A 19,668-nucleotide genomic window follows, 5' to 3' on the forward strand; every position below is an offset into this window, starting at 1 on the left:
TGCCTTCCGCCCACCTAGGCGGCACGACCTGCCTTGGCAATATTTTGGAGTGAATTTTCACTCAAACAAAAATGATATTCAAGGCGTGAGATTCTCATCTGCCAACTGCACGCGGACACGCCGGGCACCAACAGATGCAAGCCTGCCAGATCCCCTGGATCAGACTGATAAAAATACAATTTATTCCATAAAATTCAAACCCAAACCCCATCCCTACGCCATCCGACGTATTGGATCGAGAAACACGCTTGACAGTGACTGAGATTCATAAAAGAGTGTCGCTCGGTAATGAGTAGCCAGATCGGGGGCAATCCGACGCTAACAATCCACCGACCGCGATCCGCAGGACCTTTTCAGCACGATCCAGGGGAGATCCATCAATGAGGGATATCATGAAGCAATCTTCCTGCCTGGCGGCGCTTTGCGCCCTGATGCCGGCAACCGCCTTCGCGCAGGCCGCTGCGCCCGTTACGCCACCCGCCGCCGATCAGGCGGGCCAAACCGGCAATGACATCGTGGTGACGGCCCAGCGTCGCCAGCAAAACCTTCATGATGTCCCTGTCAGCGTGGCCGCCGTTTCAGGCGCCGAACTGCGCACGAAAGGCATCAACAACATCGTCGATGTGGGCCGCATGATCCCCGGCGTGACCGTAGCCTCCAACACCGGCGGGCAGGCCGCCGCTTTCTCGATCCGCGGCGTGACGCTCAGCGATTTCAACGACAGCGCCGAGGCGCCGGTCGCCGTCTATGTCGATGACACCTATCTGCCCAATGTGCAGGCGCAAAGCTCGGCGATGTTCGATCTCGATCATGTCGAAGTGCTCAAGGGCCCGCAAGGCACGCTGTTCGGGCGCAATTCCACGGGCGGCCTCGTCAACCTCGTGGTCGCCAAACCCACCGCCGAAACGCAGGGCTACATCAACGCCACCTATGGGGCCTTCAACCATGTCAGGGTCGAAGGCGCGGCCGGCGGCACGATTTCAGGCGACACCACGGCCCGCGTCTCGCTGCTGATGGACCGCAACGATGGCTGGCTGCGCAACCTCTACCCCGGCAAGCCCGATCTGGGCGGGCAGGAAACCTATGCCGCACGCCTGCAGATCCAGACCAGGCTGGGCGACAATCTGACCGCGCGCCTTTCGGGCACCTATTTCCACGAAAACATGTCGAGCGCGCCCTACACCTCGATCGCCACCACGGCGGTGAGGGACAGCCAGAACCGCGTCGTCAGCGGCTATTACACCCCCAACCACATCGACTCGCTGGGCTACAATGCCGGGCCGATCGGCTCGCGCTACACCAATGTGGATTACGCCTGTTCGGATTGCACCGGCATGCGTTCGGGCGATCTTGCGCTGCACCTCAACTATGACGCGGGCAGCTTCCAGATCCTGAGCACCACCGATTACTACAAGATCGTCAAACATCTGAAGCTGGATGGCGACAATGATCCGGTCAACTTCCTGGACGTTTCGACCAACGGCCAGACCGAATCCTTCACGCAGGAGCTTCGCGCCACCGGGAAGACTGACAAGCTGGTGTGGAACACCGGCCTCTATTATCTCGACATGGTCGTGCGCACCCAGTCGGGCTACATCATGCCCGCCGGATCGGGCTATGCCGCGCTGTATTATCCGGCCTATGCCGCCAGCGGGCTGGACACCGCCAATGTCACGCGCATGCACAAGCGTTCCGGCTCGATCTTCGGGCAGGCGGAATATGAAGTGCTACCCCGGCTGACCTTTACCCTGGGCGGCCGCCTTATCCGCGAGAGCGCGAATTACGCGCTGACGTCCAACGGCTATGCCAATCTGGACAATTTCAACCTCAACACTGATCCGTCCACCTATCTCTTCACCGCGCAACCTTCCTATGTCGGCAAGAATGCCAACACCTATTGGACCGGCAAGGTTGGGCTCAGCTACAAGCCGTCGCGTGACTGGCTGATCTACGCCAGCGTCAACCGTGGCGTGCGCGGTTCGGGCTACAACAACAAGCTGCCCGGCGGCGCTGCGCTGACTGCCGCGCAAGTGCCCTATGGCGCTGAAACGCTGGTCTCCTATGAAGGCGGGATCAAATCCACGCTGTTGGGCGGCAAGCTGCTGCTCGATGCCGGTGCCTACCACTATGACTACAGCAACTATCAGGCCTTCCTTTTCCTGACCGCTGGCGGCTTCGTGGAGAATGCCAATGCAACCGCCAATGGCGCGGAAGCGGCCATCACCCTGCGCCCGGTCAAGGGGCTGGAGCTTCAGGGCAGCGGCTCCTACAACAAGAGCACCGTCCACAACCTGCCGATCGCGCCGGGCGTGTATCGCGACGTCACGCCGACCTATGCGCCGCGTCGCCAGTTGGCGGCATCGGTCTCCTATACGCCGCCGGTCAATGTCGCGAATGGCGCTGTGACGTTCTCGGCCAACTGGAATTCGATCAGCTCCTTCTACACCAACATCCGCAACTTCGACAGCGAGCGGCTGGCAGGCTATTCGGTCACGGGTCTGCAGATCATCTGGAAGAACGATCGAGGCTTTTCCTTCACCGGGTCGATCACCAATCTGTTCGACAAGCATTATGCCGTCAACGAAACCGATCTCTCGACACTCTGCGGCTGCACCGAGATCACCTATGGCCGCCCGAGGGAGTATAATCTGACGGTGGGCTACAAATTCTGATCGAGACCGAAAGCGCGCCGCCCCGTTTTGGAAATTTCGCAAAACGGGGCGGTGAACGCTGACACCCCTGCCCATGCCGATGCAGCGCCGCAGCCGGAAAACTTGTTATTGCGACTTAATCTCAAACAAACTAAGGAAGCGGGCTATTCAACCTCACCGCTCCCCACTGATGGCCGGCAGCCGGTGCGGCCAGGGAGTGGCGATTGTGTCGGGTGTTGCAGCAACCGTGGACGTGGGCAGGCTTTATGCATCGCATGGAAACTGGCTGACCTCATGGCTGCGGCGCCATACACGCTGCGCCCATCGCGCCGCCGATCTGGCTCAGGATACGTTCTGCCGGGTTCTCGAAGCCAAGAACCCCGCGCCCATCCATGAGCCGCGCAGCTATCTTTCGACCCTGGCCCGGCGCATCCTGATCGACGACATCCGCCGCCGCGAGATCGAACGGGCCTATCTCACGGTCGCCGCCGCCCATCTGGGGGATGCCGACCATCTGACGCCCGAGCGCATTGCCGAAGCCACCCAATTGCTCGATGCGATCCTGCATCTGCTGGAACAGTTGCCGCGCAAGGCGCGCCAGGCTTTCACCCTGATCCGTTTCGACGGACTGCGCTATGCCGAGGCCGCCCTCAGGCTTGGTGTGTCCGAACGGATGGTCAAACGCTATGTCGCGCAGGCCTATGCGCATTGCTACACGCTCGCCCACGCCGATTGAATGTCGGCGCCCCGCCCCACCCCGGAGATGATCGCGCAGGCGGCGCATTGGGCGGCCCAGCTGGCCACCGATGAAGCCCCCCAAAGCGACCACGACGCCTGCGAGGCATGGTGCCGCCTGAACCCGCTGCACCGCCTCGCGCTGCAGCGGATGCGCGCTTTCGACACGCAATTCAGCCACACCGACGCGATCGACCGCGAGACGATCGAGACCGTCCTCGACCAGCGCTCACGCACATCCCGGCGGCTTGGCGGGCTGGCGCTGGCCCTCGCCCTGCTGGCGGGCGGCGGATGGCTGGCGGCGCAAAGCTGGATGGTGCGCGGCTGGTTCCCCGATGACCGCACCGCGCGCGGCGAACAACGCACCCTCGCGCTGGCCGACGGCAGCAGGCTGACCCTCGACACCGATGCCGCGCTCGACATCCGCCGCACCGACCGGCAGCGCACAGTCTCCCTGTTTCGCGGGCAAATTCTGGTGAAGGTGGCGCGCGACAAGGACCGGCCCTTCGTCGTGGAAACCAGCGACGGCACCGCCACCGCGCATGGCACCGCCTTTGTCGTGAGCCGCGAAGCGGAAGCCACCACCGTCACCGTGATCGAGTCCCGCGTGCGCGTCTGCCCCGCCGGATCGGCGCCCGCACCATGCGCCGACCTGCTGCCCGGCGACCGGGCGCGGATGGCGCATGGCGCCCTCACCCCGCTGGGGCGTGTCGACCCCGCCACGGCGGCAGGCTGGGCCGAAGGCTGGCTCGCCGCCGACGATCAGCCCGTGGCGCAGGTGCTTGACGCGTTAAACCGCTATCGCCGCCAGCCCGTGCGTTTCGATGCGGCGGCTCTCTCGGGCATCCGTGTTTCGGGCAGCTTTCCTCTCACCGACACCGACCGCGCGGTCGACGGGCTGGCGCGCTCGACCGGCCTGCGCCTGTCGCGCGAGGGGGACGGCAGGCTGCGCATCGGCGCCGCGCCATAAAATCGCCGCGCCCGGTTCCCGATTTTTCATCTCATCCGTCCCCCTTGGCGAAACCATATCGAACGGGGAAGCAACCGGTGACGACATTCAAGGGCATGCACGGGGCGACGGCGCTCGCAATTCTGGCCGCGAGCATGGGGGCGCAAGCCGGACCGGCACAGGCTCAGGCCGCGCAGACCCCGCGCCAGGTCGACATTCACGCCGGATCGCTGGGCCAGGCGCTGACCGAACTGGGCCGCAAGACCGGCGTGATGATCGTGTTCGATCCGGCGCTGACGCGCGGCCGGCGCAGCGCCGGGCTTCAGGGCAGCTACACGCCCGCCGCGGCGCTGGATCGTCTGCTGGCCGGCAGCGGTCTCGATGCAACATCCGATGGGCGCGGCGGCTTTTCCCTCGCGGCCCGGCCCACAGCCGCCCCGCACCCGGTCCGCAGCAGGCCGGAGCGCCCCAGGCCTGTCGCGCAGCCGGTGGAGGCCTCCACCTCCCGCCAGCCGGACAGCATCGTGGTCACGGCCACCCGCACCGTGCTGCCCGCCAGCGCCCTGCCGCTCACCATCGATGTGATCGACAAGGCCGATCTTTCACGGCAGGTCGCCATTTCGGGATCGACGCTCGATGCGGTTTCGGCGCTGCTGCCCGCCTTTTCGCCCACGCAGGAAAAGATCAACGTGACAGGCGTGCGGCTGCGGGGCCGCTCGCCGCTCTATGCCATCGACGGCGTGCCGCAATCGACCCCGATCCGCAACGATGCCCGCGACGGCTACACCATCGATCCGTTCTTCATCGATCGCGTCGAGGTGATCTATGGCTCGAACGCCTTGCAGGGGATCGGGGCGACGGGCGGCGTGGTCAATCAGGTGACGGTGCGCCCGCCCGTGAAAGACGGTTTTGGCGGCCGCGTGATGTTTCAGGCCAATGCGGGGGACAGCTTTTCCGGCGCCTCGCTGGGCGGCAAGGCGGGCGGGCTGCTCAGCTGGAAGGGCGGCGCGCTGGACCTGACCGGCGGCGTCGCCTTCGAACGGCGCGGCGTCTATCTCGACGGCCATGGCACGCGCATCGGCATCGACCCCAACAACAGCGAGTTGCAGGATACCGACACGCTCTCCTTCTTCGGGCGCTTCGGGGCCAATCTGGCCGATCATATCAGGCTGGAGGTGGTGGCCAGCCGCTTCAGTCTGGACAGCAACGGCCATTATGTCGGGGTCGATGGCAGCCGCGCGCTGAACATCCCCTCCACCAGCAAGCCGGGCAGCGTGCCGGGCGTGGCGGCGGGCAATCTGGCCGAACTGGTCTCCGCCTCGCTGATCGACAAGGATCTGGCGGGGGGCACGCTGTCGCTGCTGGGCTTCTACAACAAGTCGCGGACGCGTTTCAGCGGCGGCATTCTCGCCACCTTTCAGGATGCCGCCATCGCGCCGGTCGGCACGCTGTTCGACCAGTCGGAAAACCAGTCGCGCAAGCTGGGCGGCAAGATCAGCTATGAGCGCAAGCTGCCCGGCATCCCCGGCCTGACCGGCACCATGGGTTTCGACGCCCTGTTCGACCGCACCGCGCAAACGCTGATCCAGACCAACCGCATCTGGGTGCCGCGCACCACCTTCCGCAGCCTTGCCCCCTTCGGCCAGCTCAACTGGGGCTTGCTGGACAACCGGCTGCGGCTGGCGGGCGGCGTGCGTTATGAAAATGTGCAGCTGAATATTCCAGGCTACACCACGCTGGCTTCTTATGGTTCGCGGCTGGTGACCGGTGGCAAGCCCTCCTTCAACCGCCCCTTGTGGAACGCCGGTGTCATCGTCGAACCGGTCAAGGGCATCCGCGCCTATGGCAGCTATGCCGAGGGGTTCACCATCGCCGATGTTGGCCGCATCCTGCGCGGGATCAACACGCCGGGCGTGGTCATCGGCAATTATCTCGATCTCACCCCGGTCGTCTCGAACAACAAGGAGGTCGGGGTCGAGCTGCAGCGCGGGCCACTCAACGCCAGCGTCAGCTATTACTGGTCGCACAGCGATCTGGGCGAGGTGCTGGTGCGCGGCGCCGACGGTTTCTACAGCACCGCCCGCCAGCCGGTCGACATCCACGGGCTGGACATCGACATGAAGGTGCGGATGCCGCTGCCCGGCCTGAAGCTGGGGCTGGGCTACAGCCATATTCTGGGGCGCACCGACACCAATGGCGATGGCCGGCTCGATGCCGATCTCGATGGCGGCAATGTCTCGCCCGACCGGCTGAACCTGTCGGCGGATTATCGGCGGGGGCCTTTTGCCGCGCGCCTGCAGGGCCGCTTCTATCTCTCGCGCTTCTTCGACGGGCAGCCGGTGGCCAACAGCTTTACCGGCTATACGCTGGTCGACAGCTATCTGAGCTATGATCTGCCGGTGGGCCAGATCAGCCTTGGCGTGCAGAACCTCTTCAACATCTATTATATCACCTATCTCACCGACACGCAGGGCCCCACCGACAATGCGCGCTTCTACAGCGGGCGCGGGCGCAACATGACGCTGGGCTGGACCTACCGTTTCTGATGCGCTGGATCGATCTGGCGCATCGCTGGCTGGGCGGCTGCATCGGCCTGCTGCTGGCGCTGATCGGGCTGACGGGGGCCGTGCTGGTGCATCGCGATGCATGGACGATGGTGCCGCACAAAAGCGATCCTGTCGTTCGCGATGCCGCTCAGGTGGCCGGGGCCGTGGTGAGGATCATGGCCGATGCGGCGCGCCCTCCCCGCGCGATCACCTTCGCCTCGCCGGGGCTGGCGGTGGACCGCGTGGCTTACGGGCATGATGCGGGTGCCTACACCGATCAGGCCGGACACGTGCTTGCCCGCTGGAGCAGCAGCTGGGCCCGGCCGGAGCTGTGGCTGGCGGATCTGCACATGCATCTGCTGTCCGGCGACAGCGGCGAGACCATCGTGGGGATCGCGGGCCTTGCCGGACTGGCGTTTGTGGTGACGGGCAGTATCCTGTGGTGGCGCACCCGGCGGACCTATGCCTTCCGCCTGCTGCCCAAACGCCTGAGCCGCCCAGCCATCCTGCGCCACCATCGCGATCTTGGCATTCTGGTCGCCCCCCTGCTGCTGCTCTCCTTCGTAACGGGCAGCGTTCTGGTGTTCCGCCCGCTCTCCTCGCTGCTGCTGGGGCCGGGCGCGACCACGGCCATCGTCGCCGCCGCAAAGCCGCCCGCTGCCGCGCCTGCCCCGCTGGGCCGGCATCCGGATTGGCGCGGCATGATCCTGACCGCGCGGCAGCGCTTTCCGGACGCGGAATTCCGCAGCCTGTCACTGCCGCGTCAGGTTGGCGGCCCGATTGTGCTGCGGATGAAGCAGCCGTGGGAGTGGCTGCCGAACGGCAGAACGACGCTGTGGTTCGCGCCCGACGATGGCCATCTGATCGAGGCACGCGATCCGACCGAGGCAAAGGCGCAAGTGCAGGCCTATGCCATGCTTTATCCGCTGCATGCCGGCAAGGTGGGCGGTCTGGCCTATCGGTTTATCATGACCGTATCGGGCCTCGCGCTGGGCATGCTGGGATCGCTGACGGTCTGGAGTTTCTGGTTCCGTCGAAACCCGCGTGGTGAAGGCAAGGCTGGATAATCCCCCTGTTGCACAGCCTGTTTGACGCCGCGCCCACGCGCCTTTAGTCTGACAAATGACAGGCACACAGTCGGGCAGGCGCAACTTGCCGATTGCATCGCCAGCCAGACCGCAAGACAAGCGCAAAAGCGATGAAAGGCACGGACATGAGAGGGGGCATGAAAAACAGGATGATGACAGGACAATCAGCGCCTTGGCGCGGCGGCGTGGCGCGGCGCGGCGTTCTGGCCGGGCTCGGCATGGCCGCCGCCTTGGTGGGGACGCCAGGGTGGGCGGCGATCACGCCGCGCCAGCGCATCATCATCGACAATGATTACGGCGGCGATCCCGATGGGCTGTTCCAGCTGGCGCATCATCTGGCCTCCCCCTCGGTGGAGATCGCGCTGATCGTCGGCTCGCATTTGCATGACAAGGATCCGTTCGATCCCGCCCCGGGGCAGGCCGACCGCGCGGCGGAGCGGGCGCGGCAGATCGCGACTCTGGCCGGGGTGGCGCGCGTTCCAGCAATCATCGCGGGCGGAAATGTCGCGCTCGACGCGGCGATGCGCCCCACCCCTGCCAGCGCCCGGATCGTGGCCGAGGCCATGCGCGAGGACACCAAGCAGCCGCTGTTCTATGTCGCCGGGGCAAGCCTGACCGAACTGGCTGCCGCTCACAGGCTGGAGCCGCGCATCGGCAAAAGGCTGAAACTGGTGTGGATCGGCGGCATGGAGCATGACGATCTGTGGCCCGGCCGCCCGACGCGCCATGATCCGGAATACAACCTCACCATCGATGCGGCGGCGGCGCGCTACATCTTCAACGAATCCGACATCGAGATCTGGCAGGTGCCGCGCGATGCCTATCGCCAGATGCTGATCTCTCACGCCGAACTGGAGCAGGGGCTGGCCCCGGCGGGCAGGCTGGGCGCCTATCTGCTCGAACAGGTGGACAGGGTGGGCACGATGGCGGGCAAGGCGGGGCTCAACATCGGGGAGACCTATATCCTCGGCGACAGCCCGCTGGTGACGCTGACCGCGCTGCAATCCTCCTTCGAGGCGGACAGTTCCTCGAGCGATTATGTCATCAAGCCCACACCGCTGATGGATGAGAAAGGCTTCTACACCCCGCGCCCGCAGGCCAGACCCATGCGCGTCTACAAGACCATCGACACCCGCCTGACCTTCGCCGACATGTTTGCCAAGCTGGCCCATCTGGCCGCTGGCGCGCCGCGCTGATCGTGCCCGGCGCGGGGGATTGGCCCCCGCGCCGGACGACGCTTATTGCTCCTCGAGGATCGCCGCGCCCCATGCTCCCAGTTCGACGGGAGCCCCCTTGGCGACAGCATGGTTCGAGAGCAGATCCTGCGCGGCGGCAGGCGCATCATAGCGCGCCGGGCTGGCCGAATAGTTCAGCACATAGCGCACATGATGCCCGTTCTTCAGCACGCCGCTGCGCACGATCACCGGGAAGCGCGCGGTTTCTGCCTGCGGCACCCCGGCGTCCGCCAGCGTATCCTTCAGCAAGGATGCCATCATCGCCTCGCCGGGCATAAAGCCGACATAGGTGACATCGCCCTTGCCCCAGTCGTTGCGCGTTACGGCGGCATAGGCGGGCCATGAGGGATGTTTATAGCGCGCCAGCACCTTCGCAGTGGTGGGCTCCAGAAACTCCATCCACCAGCGCACGGTGTTGGCCTTGTCGCCCACCTTGAAGGGATCGCCATCAAGGCTCACGCCTTCGGGCGCGGCGAATTGTGAATAATGCACCCCCGCCGCCTGAGCGATGGCGCCGGGCTGATCGGCATAGCGCACCTTCACATTCTCATCCGAAAAGCCGCTCTTGAAGCTGTAAAGCAGATGGCCGCCCGCCTTGGCATAATCGTTGAGGCGCCCGATCTCGGCATCGCTGGCGGCATAGAGCGCGGGCACGATCACCAGATTATAGCGCGACAAAGGCGTGGGGGTGGAGGGCGTGATGAAATCCACCTCCACATTCATGCGGTAAAGCGCATCGTAATAGCCGCGCATCACATCGTTATAGGCGATCGACTGGCCATCGGCCTTGGGCTTGAAGTTGTCGAAAGCGGTCAACGCGGTGTTGCTGACATAGATCGCCACCTTGTTGCGCTTGGTCAGATTGGCCAGCTTCGGCCCCAGCCGGGCCAGATCCGCGCCGATGGTCTCCGCTTCGCGATAGGTGGCATTGGGCTTGAAATCCTGCGAGAGCAGCCCGCGCCAGTAGGTCTCGATCCCGTTGGCGGTGGTGCCCCAATGCCAGTATTCCAGCATGTTGGCGCCCGAGGCGAGATGGCTGAAAGCCTGAAGCCGCAACTGCCCGGGATAGGGCGTCCATTCCGGAAAGCCCTGCGCGGTGGTCTCCATCACCAGATAGTTTTGCCCGTGCCTGATCGAGCGGGCCAGATCGCCGCCCAGCGCGATTTCGGTGCCGGTGAGCTGGCTCTGGCCGGGGTGATAGATGTCGATCCCCGCCACATCGAGCGCCTTGGCGGCATCCCAGTGGTTGACCTCGGTCTGCAGCCCATAGGAATAGCCGCGCCAGTCGAGGTCGAAATTCTGGGTCATGAACTGGGTCTTGCGGGCATGGGCGCGCACCAAACCGGCTTGCCAGGCCAGATAATCCGTCACCAGCCCGCGCTGGAATTCGGCGAAGGCGGCGGACAGGCTGGCGTTGATCGCGCCATTGACGGAAGGGAAATCCTCCCAGCGGTTGATGCGGTTGCTCCAGTAATTGAGGCCATAGGCCTTGTTGAGCGCATCGAGATCGCCGTGGAATTTCACCTTCATATGCTCGACAAAGGCGGCCTGCACATTGGGGCCGCTGGTGCCATAGGCCTTGGTCTCATTGTCCAGCTGATAGCCGATGACCGAAGGATGGTCCTTCACATGATCGACCAGCGCCACGATCGCCCGCTGCGCGGCGGCGCGGAAGTCCGGGCTGGTGATGTCCATGTTCTGGCGGCGGCCATAGGTGTAAGGGCCCTGCGGCGTGATCGCCAGTACATCGGGATGTTCCCGGGCCAGCCAGGTGGGGATGGCATAGGTGGGCGTGCCGATGATCACCTTGATCCCGGCCTTGTCCATCGCGGCCAGCACGCGGTCGATATGATGGAAGTCGAAGGTTCCGGGCTGGGGCTCCATCGTGCCCCATGTCGATTCGGCGATGCGGACCACGCTGATATGCGCCGCTTTCATCATCCGCACGTCTTCATCCAGCCGGTCGGTGGGGGCATATTCATCGTAATAGGCGGCGCCGAACAGGATGGTGTCGGGCCAGCGAAAGGCGGTTGCCGGGGATGTTGGCGAAGGCGTCTGCGCGGCGGCCACGGCAGGCGTCATCGAAGCGGCGGCACTGACCAAAAGACCGGCGCAGAAGGCTTTTTTCCGGAAAGACAATGCCATGGCAGATATGCACCCCTCGCTGTTTGATTGATTGCATGGAGTAATGATCGCCCGGCAGCATGGCAACGGCTGCTCACGCCCATCTGGGAACGCGGTGTCATTTTAAAAAATCAATTTAATATAGATAGATAATCGCAATCCCCCACCCTTCCCTACGTGATATTCCTGCAACGGTTTACGCAAAACCATCCAGTTGGATGATTTTTTAGTCGTACTTTTTCGAACTGCCTCTACCTCTAGGATCGATTGCAGGCGGTTTTGCTGGGACGCGAGTCCGGAAGCGAAAACACTCCGGACAAGCCGCCGCGATCTGGAGGGAGAATAACAGGATGAGGCACTATCTCATGAGTGGTGCGGCGATGGTTGCCGCCCTGACAACGGCCACCGCCGCCATGGCGCAGCAGGCCAACGCCCCGGCTTCGGGCGATATCGTGGTGACCGCCACCCGCCAGTCCACGCTGCTGTCCAAAACGCCGGTCGCGATGACCGCCGTGACGGGTGACGGACTGCGCAGCGCCGGCGTGACCGATGCCCGTTCGCTGGCGCAGGTGACGCCGAATCTGGCGATCACCGAAAACAGCGACGGCCTGCGCATTTCCATTCGCGGCGTGACCAGCACCGACGGCACCGAAAAGGGCGATCCTTCGGCGGCCTTCCTGCTCGACGGCATCTACATCGCCCGTTCGCAGGACCAGCAGGGTTCGTTCTATGACGTGTCGCAGGTGGAAGTGCTGCGCGGGCCGCAGGGCACGCTTTACGGGCGCAACACCACCGCGGGCGTGGTCAATGTGCAGTCGAACCGGCCCAAGCCCAAGTGGGAAGCCTCGTTCGATGCGAAGTATGGCAATCTCAACAGCCAGAACTTCACCGGCATGATCAACGCCCCGGTGTCGGATACTTTGGGTATCCGTCTGGCCGCGAATTATGACCGGCAGGACAACAATCTGCGTCAGGCCACCGGCACCTCGGGCTATCCGCTGAACCCGGGCCGCAAGGTCTTCTCGACCCGCCTGTCCTTCGGCGGCGACATCGGGCGGCTGCATTTCGTGATCCGGGGGGATTACTCGATCCAGCGCGGTTCGATGACCAACACGGTGCCGCTCAGCACCTTCTTCTCGAACACCGCCACGGTCGGGCAGAACCCCACCTACCGTTCGGGCCAGAGCGCCAACACGCTGCGCACCGTGCCCTATGGCCAGATCTACCCCAGCTACAAGTGGTACAACAACAAGGGCGTGATGGGTGAGGCGACCTATGCGCTCGGCGATTCCATCGATGTGACCTATCTGGGCTCCTATCGCGAATCGAAGCATGATTTCGTGCAGGATCTCTACTTCCTCGAAGCGCTACAGAACCCGGCGACCTTCTGGGGCAAGTATCACCAGAACTCGCAGGAACTGCGTCTGGCCTTCGGCAAGGGCCACAAGCTTCACGGACAGGCGGGCGGTTACTATTTCGAGGAGGAATCGCACCTCAACTACAATCTGGGCAATCCGCTCTCCAGCCTGGTCTATCCGGGAGCCTCGGGCTACGCCTTCCCTCAGGGGCCGACCATCGCGCGTTCGAAGGCCGGTTTCGGGCAGATCACCTATGACGCGCTGCCCGGCCTGCATCTGACCGGCGGCGTGCGCTACACCAGCGATCTCAAGTCGCGCAGCGGCGCCACCGTGCTTTATTTCCCCAATCAGGCCTCGGTTCCGGCCTCTTTCGGGTCGCAATGCGTGGGCACCACCTGCACGCTCAACCTGAACATCGCCTCGCGCAGCTTCGAGAAGGTGACCTTCAAGGCCGGCGCCGATTATGACATTCCCAATCTGGGTCTGGCCTATGCCAGCGTCTCCACCGGCTACAAGGCGGGCGGTTTCAACGACGGCTGCGTGACAGGCAATGGCGTGGGTTGCGCGCTCAACGCCTCGCAGCTCTACTACAATCCGGAAACGCTGACCGCCTATGAAGGCGGCGTGAAGTTCAAGTTCGCCCAGAACCGCCTGCGCTTCAACGCCTCGGTCTTCCATTACGACTACAAGAACCTGCAGCTTTCGCAGGCCGCCACGCTGACCGATCCGACGACGGGCGCCAAAGTGCTGCAGACGCTGATCCAGAACGCGGGCACCGCCAAGGTGGACGGCATCGAGACCGAAACCACCTGGGTTCCCACCAGCAACGACCGCCTGCTGGTGTCGCTCAACTACACCAATGCGCGTTACACCACCTTCTCGCCCACCAATTCGTCGAACCAGACGGTGAATTTCGCGGGCAAGCAGCTGGATCACGCCCCCAAATGGACGGCGACCCTGGGCTATACCCATACGGTCCCGCTGGCCAATGGCGCCACGCTGGAGGGGGCCGTGCTCAGCCGCATCTCCTCCTCCTACGCCATGTCGGATCTGAACATGCTGTATCAGTTCCGCCAGCCCTCCTTCACCAAGACCGATCTGACGCTGACCTACAAGGCGGCCAAGGATCGCTATTACGTCCAGGCCTATGCCAAGAACCTGGAGAACAACATCACCATCGCCGCCGCCACGGCGGGCAACACGCCCGGCGTGACGATCGAGGAACCGCGTACCTATGGCCTGCGCGCCGGTATGAAGTTCTGAGAAAGCCGCTGACAAGTTGAGGGAGAAAGGGCAGTGCGGCATCCTCGGATGAAGCGCTGCCCTTTTTATCGGGAAGAAGACTGAACCCATGCGTGTGATCACTTCCTTGCTGGGCGGCATGGCCCTGCTGGCTCTGGCCGCCCCCGCCGCTGCTCAGGAAAGCCTGCCCGGCAGCATCGACACCGCCCATCCCGGTCCGGTGATCTCGCGCAACATTCAGGGCCAGTTCGCAGAGCATCTGGGCCGCGACATCTATGACGGCATCTGGGTGGGGCCGGACAGCGCCATTCCCAACACCCGCGGCATCCGCAAGGATGTGGTCGAGGCGCTCAGGGCCGTGAAGATGCCGGTGGTGCGCTGGCCGGGCGGCTGCTTTGCCGACATCTACAACTGGCGCGACGGGATCGGCCCGCGCGCGCAGCGCCCGGTGCGCAAGAACGACTGGTGGGGCGGGCTGGAAACCAACGCTTTCGGCACGCATGAATTCTTCGACTTCGCCGAACAGACCGGCGCGGACACCTATGTCGCGATCAACATGGCGACGGCCACACCCGCTGCGATGCGCGAATGGATGGATTACCTCACCTCCAAGGGCGAGGACACACTGGCGCAGGAACGCCGCGCCAATGGCCATGCCGAGCCCTTCAAGGTGGGCTTCGTGGGCATCGGCAATGAGGCATGGGGCTGCGGCGGCGCCCAGACGCCCGAATATTTCTCCAACGAATACCGCAAGTTCGCTACCTTCTTCCACAAGAATGGCGCGACCTTCCATATGCACAACGACAACACCGCGCTGCGCGTGGCATCCGGCCCCAACAATGACGACACCGCATGGATGCAGGTGGTGCTCAAGAACGCGGGCCCGATGATGGACGCGATCTCGCTGCATTACTACACCGTCTGGCATGGGGACTGGACGCAGCGCAACAGCGCCACCGCGACCGGTTTCAAGCCCGAGGCCTGGAACGAAATCCTCTATCAGGCCTGGCGCATGGACGGCATTCTGCGCGACCATGAAGCGGTGATGGACAAGGAAGATCCGCAAAAGCGCATCGGCCTGTTCGTCGACGAATGGGGCACATGGTACGCGCCGGAGCCGGGCACCGAACCGGGCCACCTCTATCAGCAGAACACCCTGCGCGATGCTCTGGTGGCGGCGGGCACCTTCAACATCTTCCATGCCCATGCCGGGCGGGTGCGGATGGCCAACATCGCCCAGGCAGTCAATGTGCTTCAGGCCATGCTGCTGACCGATGGCGGCAAGCTGGCCAAAACGCCGACCTATTACACCTTCGCCATGTATGTGCCCTTTCAGGATGCCACCGTGCTGCCGGTGCGGGTGACGGCCCCGATGCTCAAGGCCGAGAGCGGCAGCTTCCCCGCTTTCACCGTCAGCGCGGCCAGAGCCAAGGATGGCAAAACCTATGTGGCCGTCGCCAATGCCGACAAGGACAAGGGCTATCATCTGGCGCTCGATCTGGGCGGGGCGAAGGCGCGCAAGGTCAGCGGCCAGATCCTCACCGCCGGCAAGCTGGACGCGCATAACACGCCGGGCCAGAAGGAGGAGATCGCGCCGCAGCCTTTCACCGGTGGGCGCATCGCCGCTGGCAAACTGCTGCTGGACATTCCGGCCAAGGCCGTCGTTGTTGTCGGTCTGGACTGAAACACGCAAAGCAAAGCGAGAGGTGCCCGCCATGACTGATCCCTTCACCCTGTCCCGCCGTTCGGCGCTGGGCATGATGGGCACCGCCGCCGGCGCCAGCATGCTGCCCGCCACGGCTGCGGCAGCCACCGCCTCTGGCATGCCGGGCGCCACATGGCACAGCACCAGTGCAACCGCGCCATGGCAGAGCCGCGCCGTGCCCGCTCTGGCGGCCGCCGCGCCCACCATGTTCGCGCAGGACGCCACCATCCAGCTCGACAAGCCGCGCCAGACCATGGCCGGTTTCGGCGGCGCTTTCAGCGAAAGGGGCTGGGATGCGCTGACCCTGCTGTCACCCGCGAAGCGCCAGGCGGCGCTTGCCGCGCTGTTCACGGCGCAGGGCTGCAACTTCAGCCAGTGCCGCACGCCCATCGGCGCGGACGATTTCTCGCGCGACTGGTACTCCTATGACGAGACCCCGGGCGATTTCGCGCTCGATCACTTCTCCGTCGCGCGTGACCGCGAAACGCTGATCCCCTTCATCAAGGCGGCTCAGGCTTTGCGGCCCGATCTGAAAATCTGGGCCTCGCCCTGGTCGCCACCCAGCTGGATGAAGAAGGGCGGCCATTATGCGCAGGCTCCGGCATGGCCGGGCGCCGCCTCCAACGGCATCAAACCCGACCAGCTGGGCCATGAAGGCGCCGACAGCTTCATTCAGGAAGACCGCTATTTCGCGGCCTATGCCGCCTATTTCGCCCGCTATGTGCAGGCCTATGCCGGGGAAGGCATCGCCATCAGCACGGTGATGCCCCAGAACGAGTTCAACTCCGCGCAACCCTTCCCCTCCTGCTGCTGGACCCCTCAGGGGCTGGCGCGCTTCCTGCCGCATCTGGGCCGGGCGATGGGCCCGCTGGGCGTCAGCGTGTTCCTTGGCACGCTGGAGCGGGGCAATGCCGATCTCGTCTCGCAGGTCATGGCCGACCCGCAAGCGGCATCGGTGGTCAAGGGGCTGGGCGTGCAATGGGCAGGCAAGACCGCCCTGCCCGTGATCCGCGACCGCTTCCCCGACATCGCCCTCTGGGGCACCGAGCAGGAATGCGGCATCGGCACCAATGACTGGCACTATGCCCGCTATGGCTGGGAGACGATCCGTCAGTATTTCGCCGCCGGGGCTTCCGCATGGACCTATTGGAACATGGTGATGCCCACGGGCGGCATGAGCGGCTGGGGCTGGCCTCAGAACAGCATGATCGTCGTCGATCCGGTGAAACGCGATTTCACCCTCACGCCCGATTACTGGCTGATGCGCCATCTGGCCGGATCGGTGCAGGCCGGAGCGCGGGCCATCCCGGTCGACAGCTTTCTGGGCTTCAACGACCAGCTGGCCTTCCGCAATCCCGATGGCACGCTGGTGCTGGTGGCCAACAATGGGCTGGGGCAGGCCCAGCAGGTGCGTTACGGCATCGGCAAAAGGGTGCTGACGCTGGATCTGCCGGCGGATTCGCTCAACACGCTGGTGTTGCCCGCCGCCATGCTGGAGGTCTGAAAGCCTCGCGCCGCATCCTTGCACAGGATGCGGCGCGGCACCGTCAGCTTCAGAACCTGTATTTCGCGCTGATAAGGAAGCTGCGCGGATCGCCATAAACCCCCGTGCCATAGGAACCGAGCCCCGGCATATAGGTCTTGTCGAACAGATTGTTGATGTTGGCCGAGAGCGACAGGCCATTGTCGAAGGCATAGCGCATCATCAGCCCCACCAGCGCATAGGCCGGCTGATCGGCGCGGAAATAGGGGCTGCCCGATTGCTGGTAATAGGTGCTGCTCTGCCATGACAGGCTGCCGCCCACCGTCAGCCGGCGCAGCGCGGCAGGCAGGCGGTAGGATGTGCTCATCTTCAGCAGATGCTCGGGCTGGTTGGTGTTGACCGCGCTCAGGATCACATCGGGCTGCGGCGGCATCTTGGAGGTGCGATAGGTGTAGCCGCCATAGATGTTCCAGTCCTTCGCGATGCTGCCGGACAGCTCCAGCTCCACGCCCTTGCTGGTGATGCCGCTGACGGCGATGTAGGACTCATCGCCCTGCGGCGTGATCCCGCCATCCATCTGCGCGTAATTGTTCTGCCTGATGCGGAACAGCGCCAGGCTGACGTTCAGCCGGTCCTGCAGCACCGCGCCCTTGATGCCCGCTTCCAGGCTCTGCCCGGTCAGGGGCGCCAGTGGCGAGCCATTGCCGTATTTGTAATAGGTCTGCGGACGGAAGATATCGGTGTAGCTGCCATAGAGCGACCAGTGCGGCATCACATCATAGACCACCCCCGCATAGGGCGTGACCTTGCCGTTGATATGCAGATCGTCCGACACGCTGAGCGAACCGTCGCTCACATAGCGGTTGCCGTCATACAGGCTGTACCAGCTGACCCGCGCGCCGCCGATCACCGACAGGCGCTCGGCCGGACGCAGGCGGATGGCGGCGGCAAGGCCTTTCTCATGGGTGCGCGTATCGCGGTCGAAGGATTTGGTGAAGCTCGGCTGGGCGGCATTGCCGTTCCATTGGAAGTAATTGTCGATCGTCGTGAACACCGAGGCATATTGCTGCGAGGCGCGATCCTGCCGCGAGAAGGTGCCGTTGAGCATCAGCTCATGCCGGTGCCCCAGCAGGTCGAAGCCGCCGGTCACCGCCAGATTGACGGCATTGGTCGTCGCCTGATTGGGAATATAGCCCGAAAGCATGCGGATGCCCGCGCCGGTGGCCTTGTCCACCTGCCCGTAATAGGCCGAACCGAACAGCGCGTCGCGCGTCTGGCGCAAATGGCTGGCCGCAAGGTCCAGCTTCCAGTCCTGCCCCCATTCATGCTTGAGCGAGGCGAAGATGTTGGTGCTTTCATTGTTCCAATAGGCCCAGCGGGCGGCGGGGTTGAACGAACGGTCGAAATCGGTGCGCGTGCCGTCGCTGTAGAACAGCGGAATATGGCCGAAGCTCGATCCCTTAGCGCGTGTGGTCATATAGTCCACGCCTGCCGAAAGCGTGGTGCGCGGCCCCAGATCGCCCTCGACGATGCCGTAAACGTTGCGCATGTTGCGGCTGTAATAGTTCACATAGGATCCGGCATTCTGCACGGCGGCCACCACGCGGGCGCGGATCCGGCCCTCGGCGGCCAGCGGCGCGGAGACATCCGCCACGCCGCGATAACGGTCCCACGATCCACCCGACACTTCGGCGGAGGCCTGAAAGTCCCGCGCGGGCCGCTTGCGCACCAGATTGATCGTGGCGGAAGGATAGCCTGCACCGGTCAGCAGGCCGGTGGCGCCCTTGACCACCTCGACCCGGTCATAGACCGCGCTGTCGGCCAGGGTGGTGGTGTACTGGCTGGCCGCATCCACCGTGTTGGGCACACCGTCGAACTGGACATTCTCCACTTCGAAGCCGCGCGAATAGAAGGTGAAGCGCTCGCTGTCGTTGCGCCCCACGGTGATGCCGGGCACGCGGTCGAGCACCTGCGGCAGGTCGGTCAGCGCCAGATCGTCGATCTGCTGGCGGGTGACGACGCTGACGGACTGCGGCGTCTCGCGGATCGACAAGCCCATCCGGGTTGCCGTCCTGCTGGGGTGAAGCATGGCATAGGACCCGCTGCCTTCCGTCGCGGCGGGGTCGCTGGTCGGTGACACCGGGCCGCCCTCTTCCCCGGCCACCCGCACCGGACCCAGCTGCACCGCATGGCCCGAAGCGGCGGGAGCGGGCTCCAGCGTGAAGGCATGCGCTCCGGTCTGGCGATAGGCCAGGCCAGTGCCCGCCAGCAGATGCGACAACGCCTCGACCGTGCCGAAGGTGCCCGCCACCGCGCTGGATTGCCGGTTGGCGGACAGGTCGGCGGGATAGGTGATCTGCGCCCCGGTGGCCCGCATCAGCGCGCGGATCGCGGCATCGAGCGGCTGGGCGGGAATGTCGATCCGCGTGGCGGCGCTCTGGGCCTCGGCAATGGACGGGACTGTGCCCACCGCGGTGCCCGCCAGCAGCAGCGCCGTCAGCAGGAGGTGGCCGCGCGATCTGGCGGTGAATGTCGAAAAGCCCATATCTGAT

The 19,668-nt window shown here is 64.4% G+C and carries 11 protein-coding genes; 9 read left to right on the top strand and 2 right to left on the bottom strand.

The window, feature by feature from the left end; translation table 11 throughout:
- The first annotated feature begins 392 nt into the window (after window positions 1-392).
- The 6 genes from SR3_RS01200 (at window position 393) to SR3_RS01225 (ending at window position 9,165) form a co-directional block, all read left to right on the top strand.
- Complete coding sequence (locus SR3_RS01200; RefSeq protein ID WP_068079783.1) at window positions 393-2,672, top strand: TonB-dependent receptor; 2,280 nt, start codon at window positions 393-395, stop codon at window positions 2,670-2,672.
- Between the two features lie 205 nt (window positions 2,673-2,877).
- Window positions 2,878-3,387, top strand: coding sequence for a sigma-70 family RNA polymerase sigma factor (locus SR3_RS01205; RefSeq protein WP_068079906.1), 510 nt, complete (start codon window positions 2,878-2,880; stop codon window positions 3,385-3,387).
- Window positions 3,388-4,356 (top strand): FecR family protein, encoded by a 969-nt coding sequence (locus SR3_RS01210; RefSeq protein ID WP_245653682.1) that lies wholly within the window; start codon window positions 3,388-3,390, stop codon window positions 4,354-4,356. It abuts the gene before it with no gap.
- A 77-nt stretch (window positions 4,357-4,433) separates the two neighbouring features.
- The gene (locus SR3_RS01215) at window positions 4,434-6,881 is read left to right on the top strand and encodes a TonB-dependent receptor domain-containing protein (protein WP_157098561.1); all 2,448 of its coding nucleotides are present in this window, start codon (window positions 4,434-4,436) and stop codon (window positions 6,879-6,881) included.
- Complete coding sequence (locus SR3_RS01220; RefSeq protein ID WP_068079785.1) at window positions 6,881-7,948, top strand: PepSY-associated TM helix domain-containing protein; 1,068 nt, start codon at window positions 6,881-6,883, stop codon at window positions 7,946-7,948. Before SR3_RS01215 ends, SR3_RS01220 begins: the two co-directional genes overlap by 1 nt.
- A gap of 170 nt (window positions 7,949-8,118) precedes the next feature.
- The gene (locus SR3_RS01225) at window positions 8,119-9,165 is read left to right on the top strand and encodes a nucleoside hydrolase (RefSeq protein WP_245653683.1); all 1,047 of its coding nucleotides are present in this window, start codon (window positions 8,119-8,121) and stop codon (window positions 9,163-9,165) included.
- 42 nt (window positions 9,166-9,207) lie between these two features.
- Here the strand turns inward: SR3_RS01225 and SR3_RS01230 are convergent, their stop codons facing one another.
- On the bottom strand, window positions 9,208-11,349 hold the full coding sequence (locus tag SR3_RS01230; protein ID WP_068079787.1) for a beta-galactosidase: 2,142 nt from the start codon (window positions 11,347-11,349) through the stop codon (window positions 9,208-9,210).
- Between the two features lie 329 nt (window positions 11,350-11,678).
- Here SR3_RS01230 and SR3_RS01235 point away from each other — a divergent pair, with 329 nt between their 5' ends.
- The 3 genes from SR3_RS01235 to SR3_RS01245 all read left to right on the top strand — a co-directional run bounded on the left by SR3_RS01235 (window position 11,679) and on the right by SR3_RS01245 (window position 17,137).
- On the top strand, window positions 11,679-13,949 hold the full coding sequence (locus SR3_RS01235; RefSeq protein WP_245653685.1) for a TonB-dependent receptor: 2,271 nt from the start codon (window positions 11,679-11,681) through the stop codon (window positions 13,947-13,949).
- An 88-nt stretch (window positions 13,950-14,037) separates the two neighbouring features.
- Window positions 14,038-15,612 carry an alpha-N-arabinofuranosidase gene (locus tag SR3_RS01240; RefSeq protein WP_068079789.1) on the top strand — a complete coding sequence of 525 codons (1,575 nt, stop codon included), beginning with the start codon at window positions 14,038-14,040 and terminating at the stop codon, window positions 15,610-15,612.
- 31 nt (window positions 15,613-15,643) lie between these two features.
- Window positions 15,644-17,137 carry a glycoside hydrolase family 30 protein gene (locus tag SR3_RS01245; protein ID WP_218018736.1) on the top strand — a complete coding sequence of 498 codons (1,494 nt, stop codon included), beginning with the start codon at window positions 15,644-15,646 and terminating at the stop codon, window positions 17,135-17,137.
- Between the two features lie 49 nt (window positions 17,138-17,186).
- On the opposite strand, the gene SR3_RS01250 is transcribed toward SR3_RS01245, so the two are convergent.
- On the bottom strand, window positions 17,187-19,661 hold the full coding sequence (locus tag SR3_RS01250; protein ID WP_068079792.1) for a TonB-dependent siderophore receptor: 2,475 nt from the start codon (window positions 19,659-19,661) through the stop codon (window positions 17,187-17,189).
- Window positions 19,662-19,668 lie beyond the last annotated feature (7 nt).

It is taken from the genome of Novosphingobium rosa NBRC 15208 (assembly GCF_001598555.1).
GTDB classification, from domain to species: Bacteria; Pseudomonadota; Alphaproteobacteria; order Sphingomonadales; family Sphingomonadaceae; genus Novosphingobium; species Novosphingobium rosa.

Excerpts from the sequence above, each read along its gene's own strand:
- SR3_RS01240 (WP_068079789.1), top strand. The coding sequence starts at position 14,038 with ATGCGTGTGATCACTTCCTTGCTGGGCGGCATGGCCCTGCTGGCTCTG.
- SR3_RS01210 (WP_245653682.1), top strand. The coding sequence starts at position 3,388 with ATGTCGGCGCCCCGCCCCACCCCGGAGATGATCGCGCAGGCGGCGCAT.
- SR3_RS01235 (WP_245653685.1), top strand. The coding sequence starts at position 11,679 with ATGAGGCACTATCTCATGAGTGGTGCGGCGATGGTTGCCGCCCTGACA.
- SR3_RS01200 (WP_068079783.1), top strand. The coding sequence starts at position 393 with ATGAAGCAATCTTCCTGCCTGGCGGCGCTTTGCGCCCTGATGCCGGCA.
- SR3_RS01250 (WP_068079792.1), bottom strand. The coding sequence starts at position 19,661 with ATGGGCTTTTCGACATTCACCGCCAGATCGCGCGGCCACCTCCTGCTG.
- SR3_RS01230 (WP_068079787.1), bottom strand. The coding sequence starts at position 11,349 with ATGGCATTGTCTTTCCGGAAAAAAGCCTTCTGCGCCGGTCTTTTGGTC.
- SR3_RS01220 (WP_068079785.1), top strand. The coding sequence starts at position 6,881 with ATGCGCTGGATCGATCTGGCGCATCGCTGGCTGGGCGGCTGCATCGGC.
- SR3_RS01225 (WP_245653683.1), top strand. The coding sequence starts at position 8,119 with ATGATGACAGGACAATCAGCGCCTTGGCGCGGCGGCGTGGCGCGGCGC.
- SR3_RS01245 (WP_218018736.1), top strand. The coding sequence starts at position 15,644 with ATGACTGATCCCTTCACCCTGTCCCGCCGTTCGGCGCTGGGCATGATG.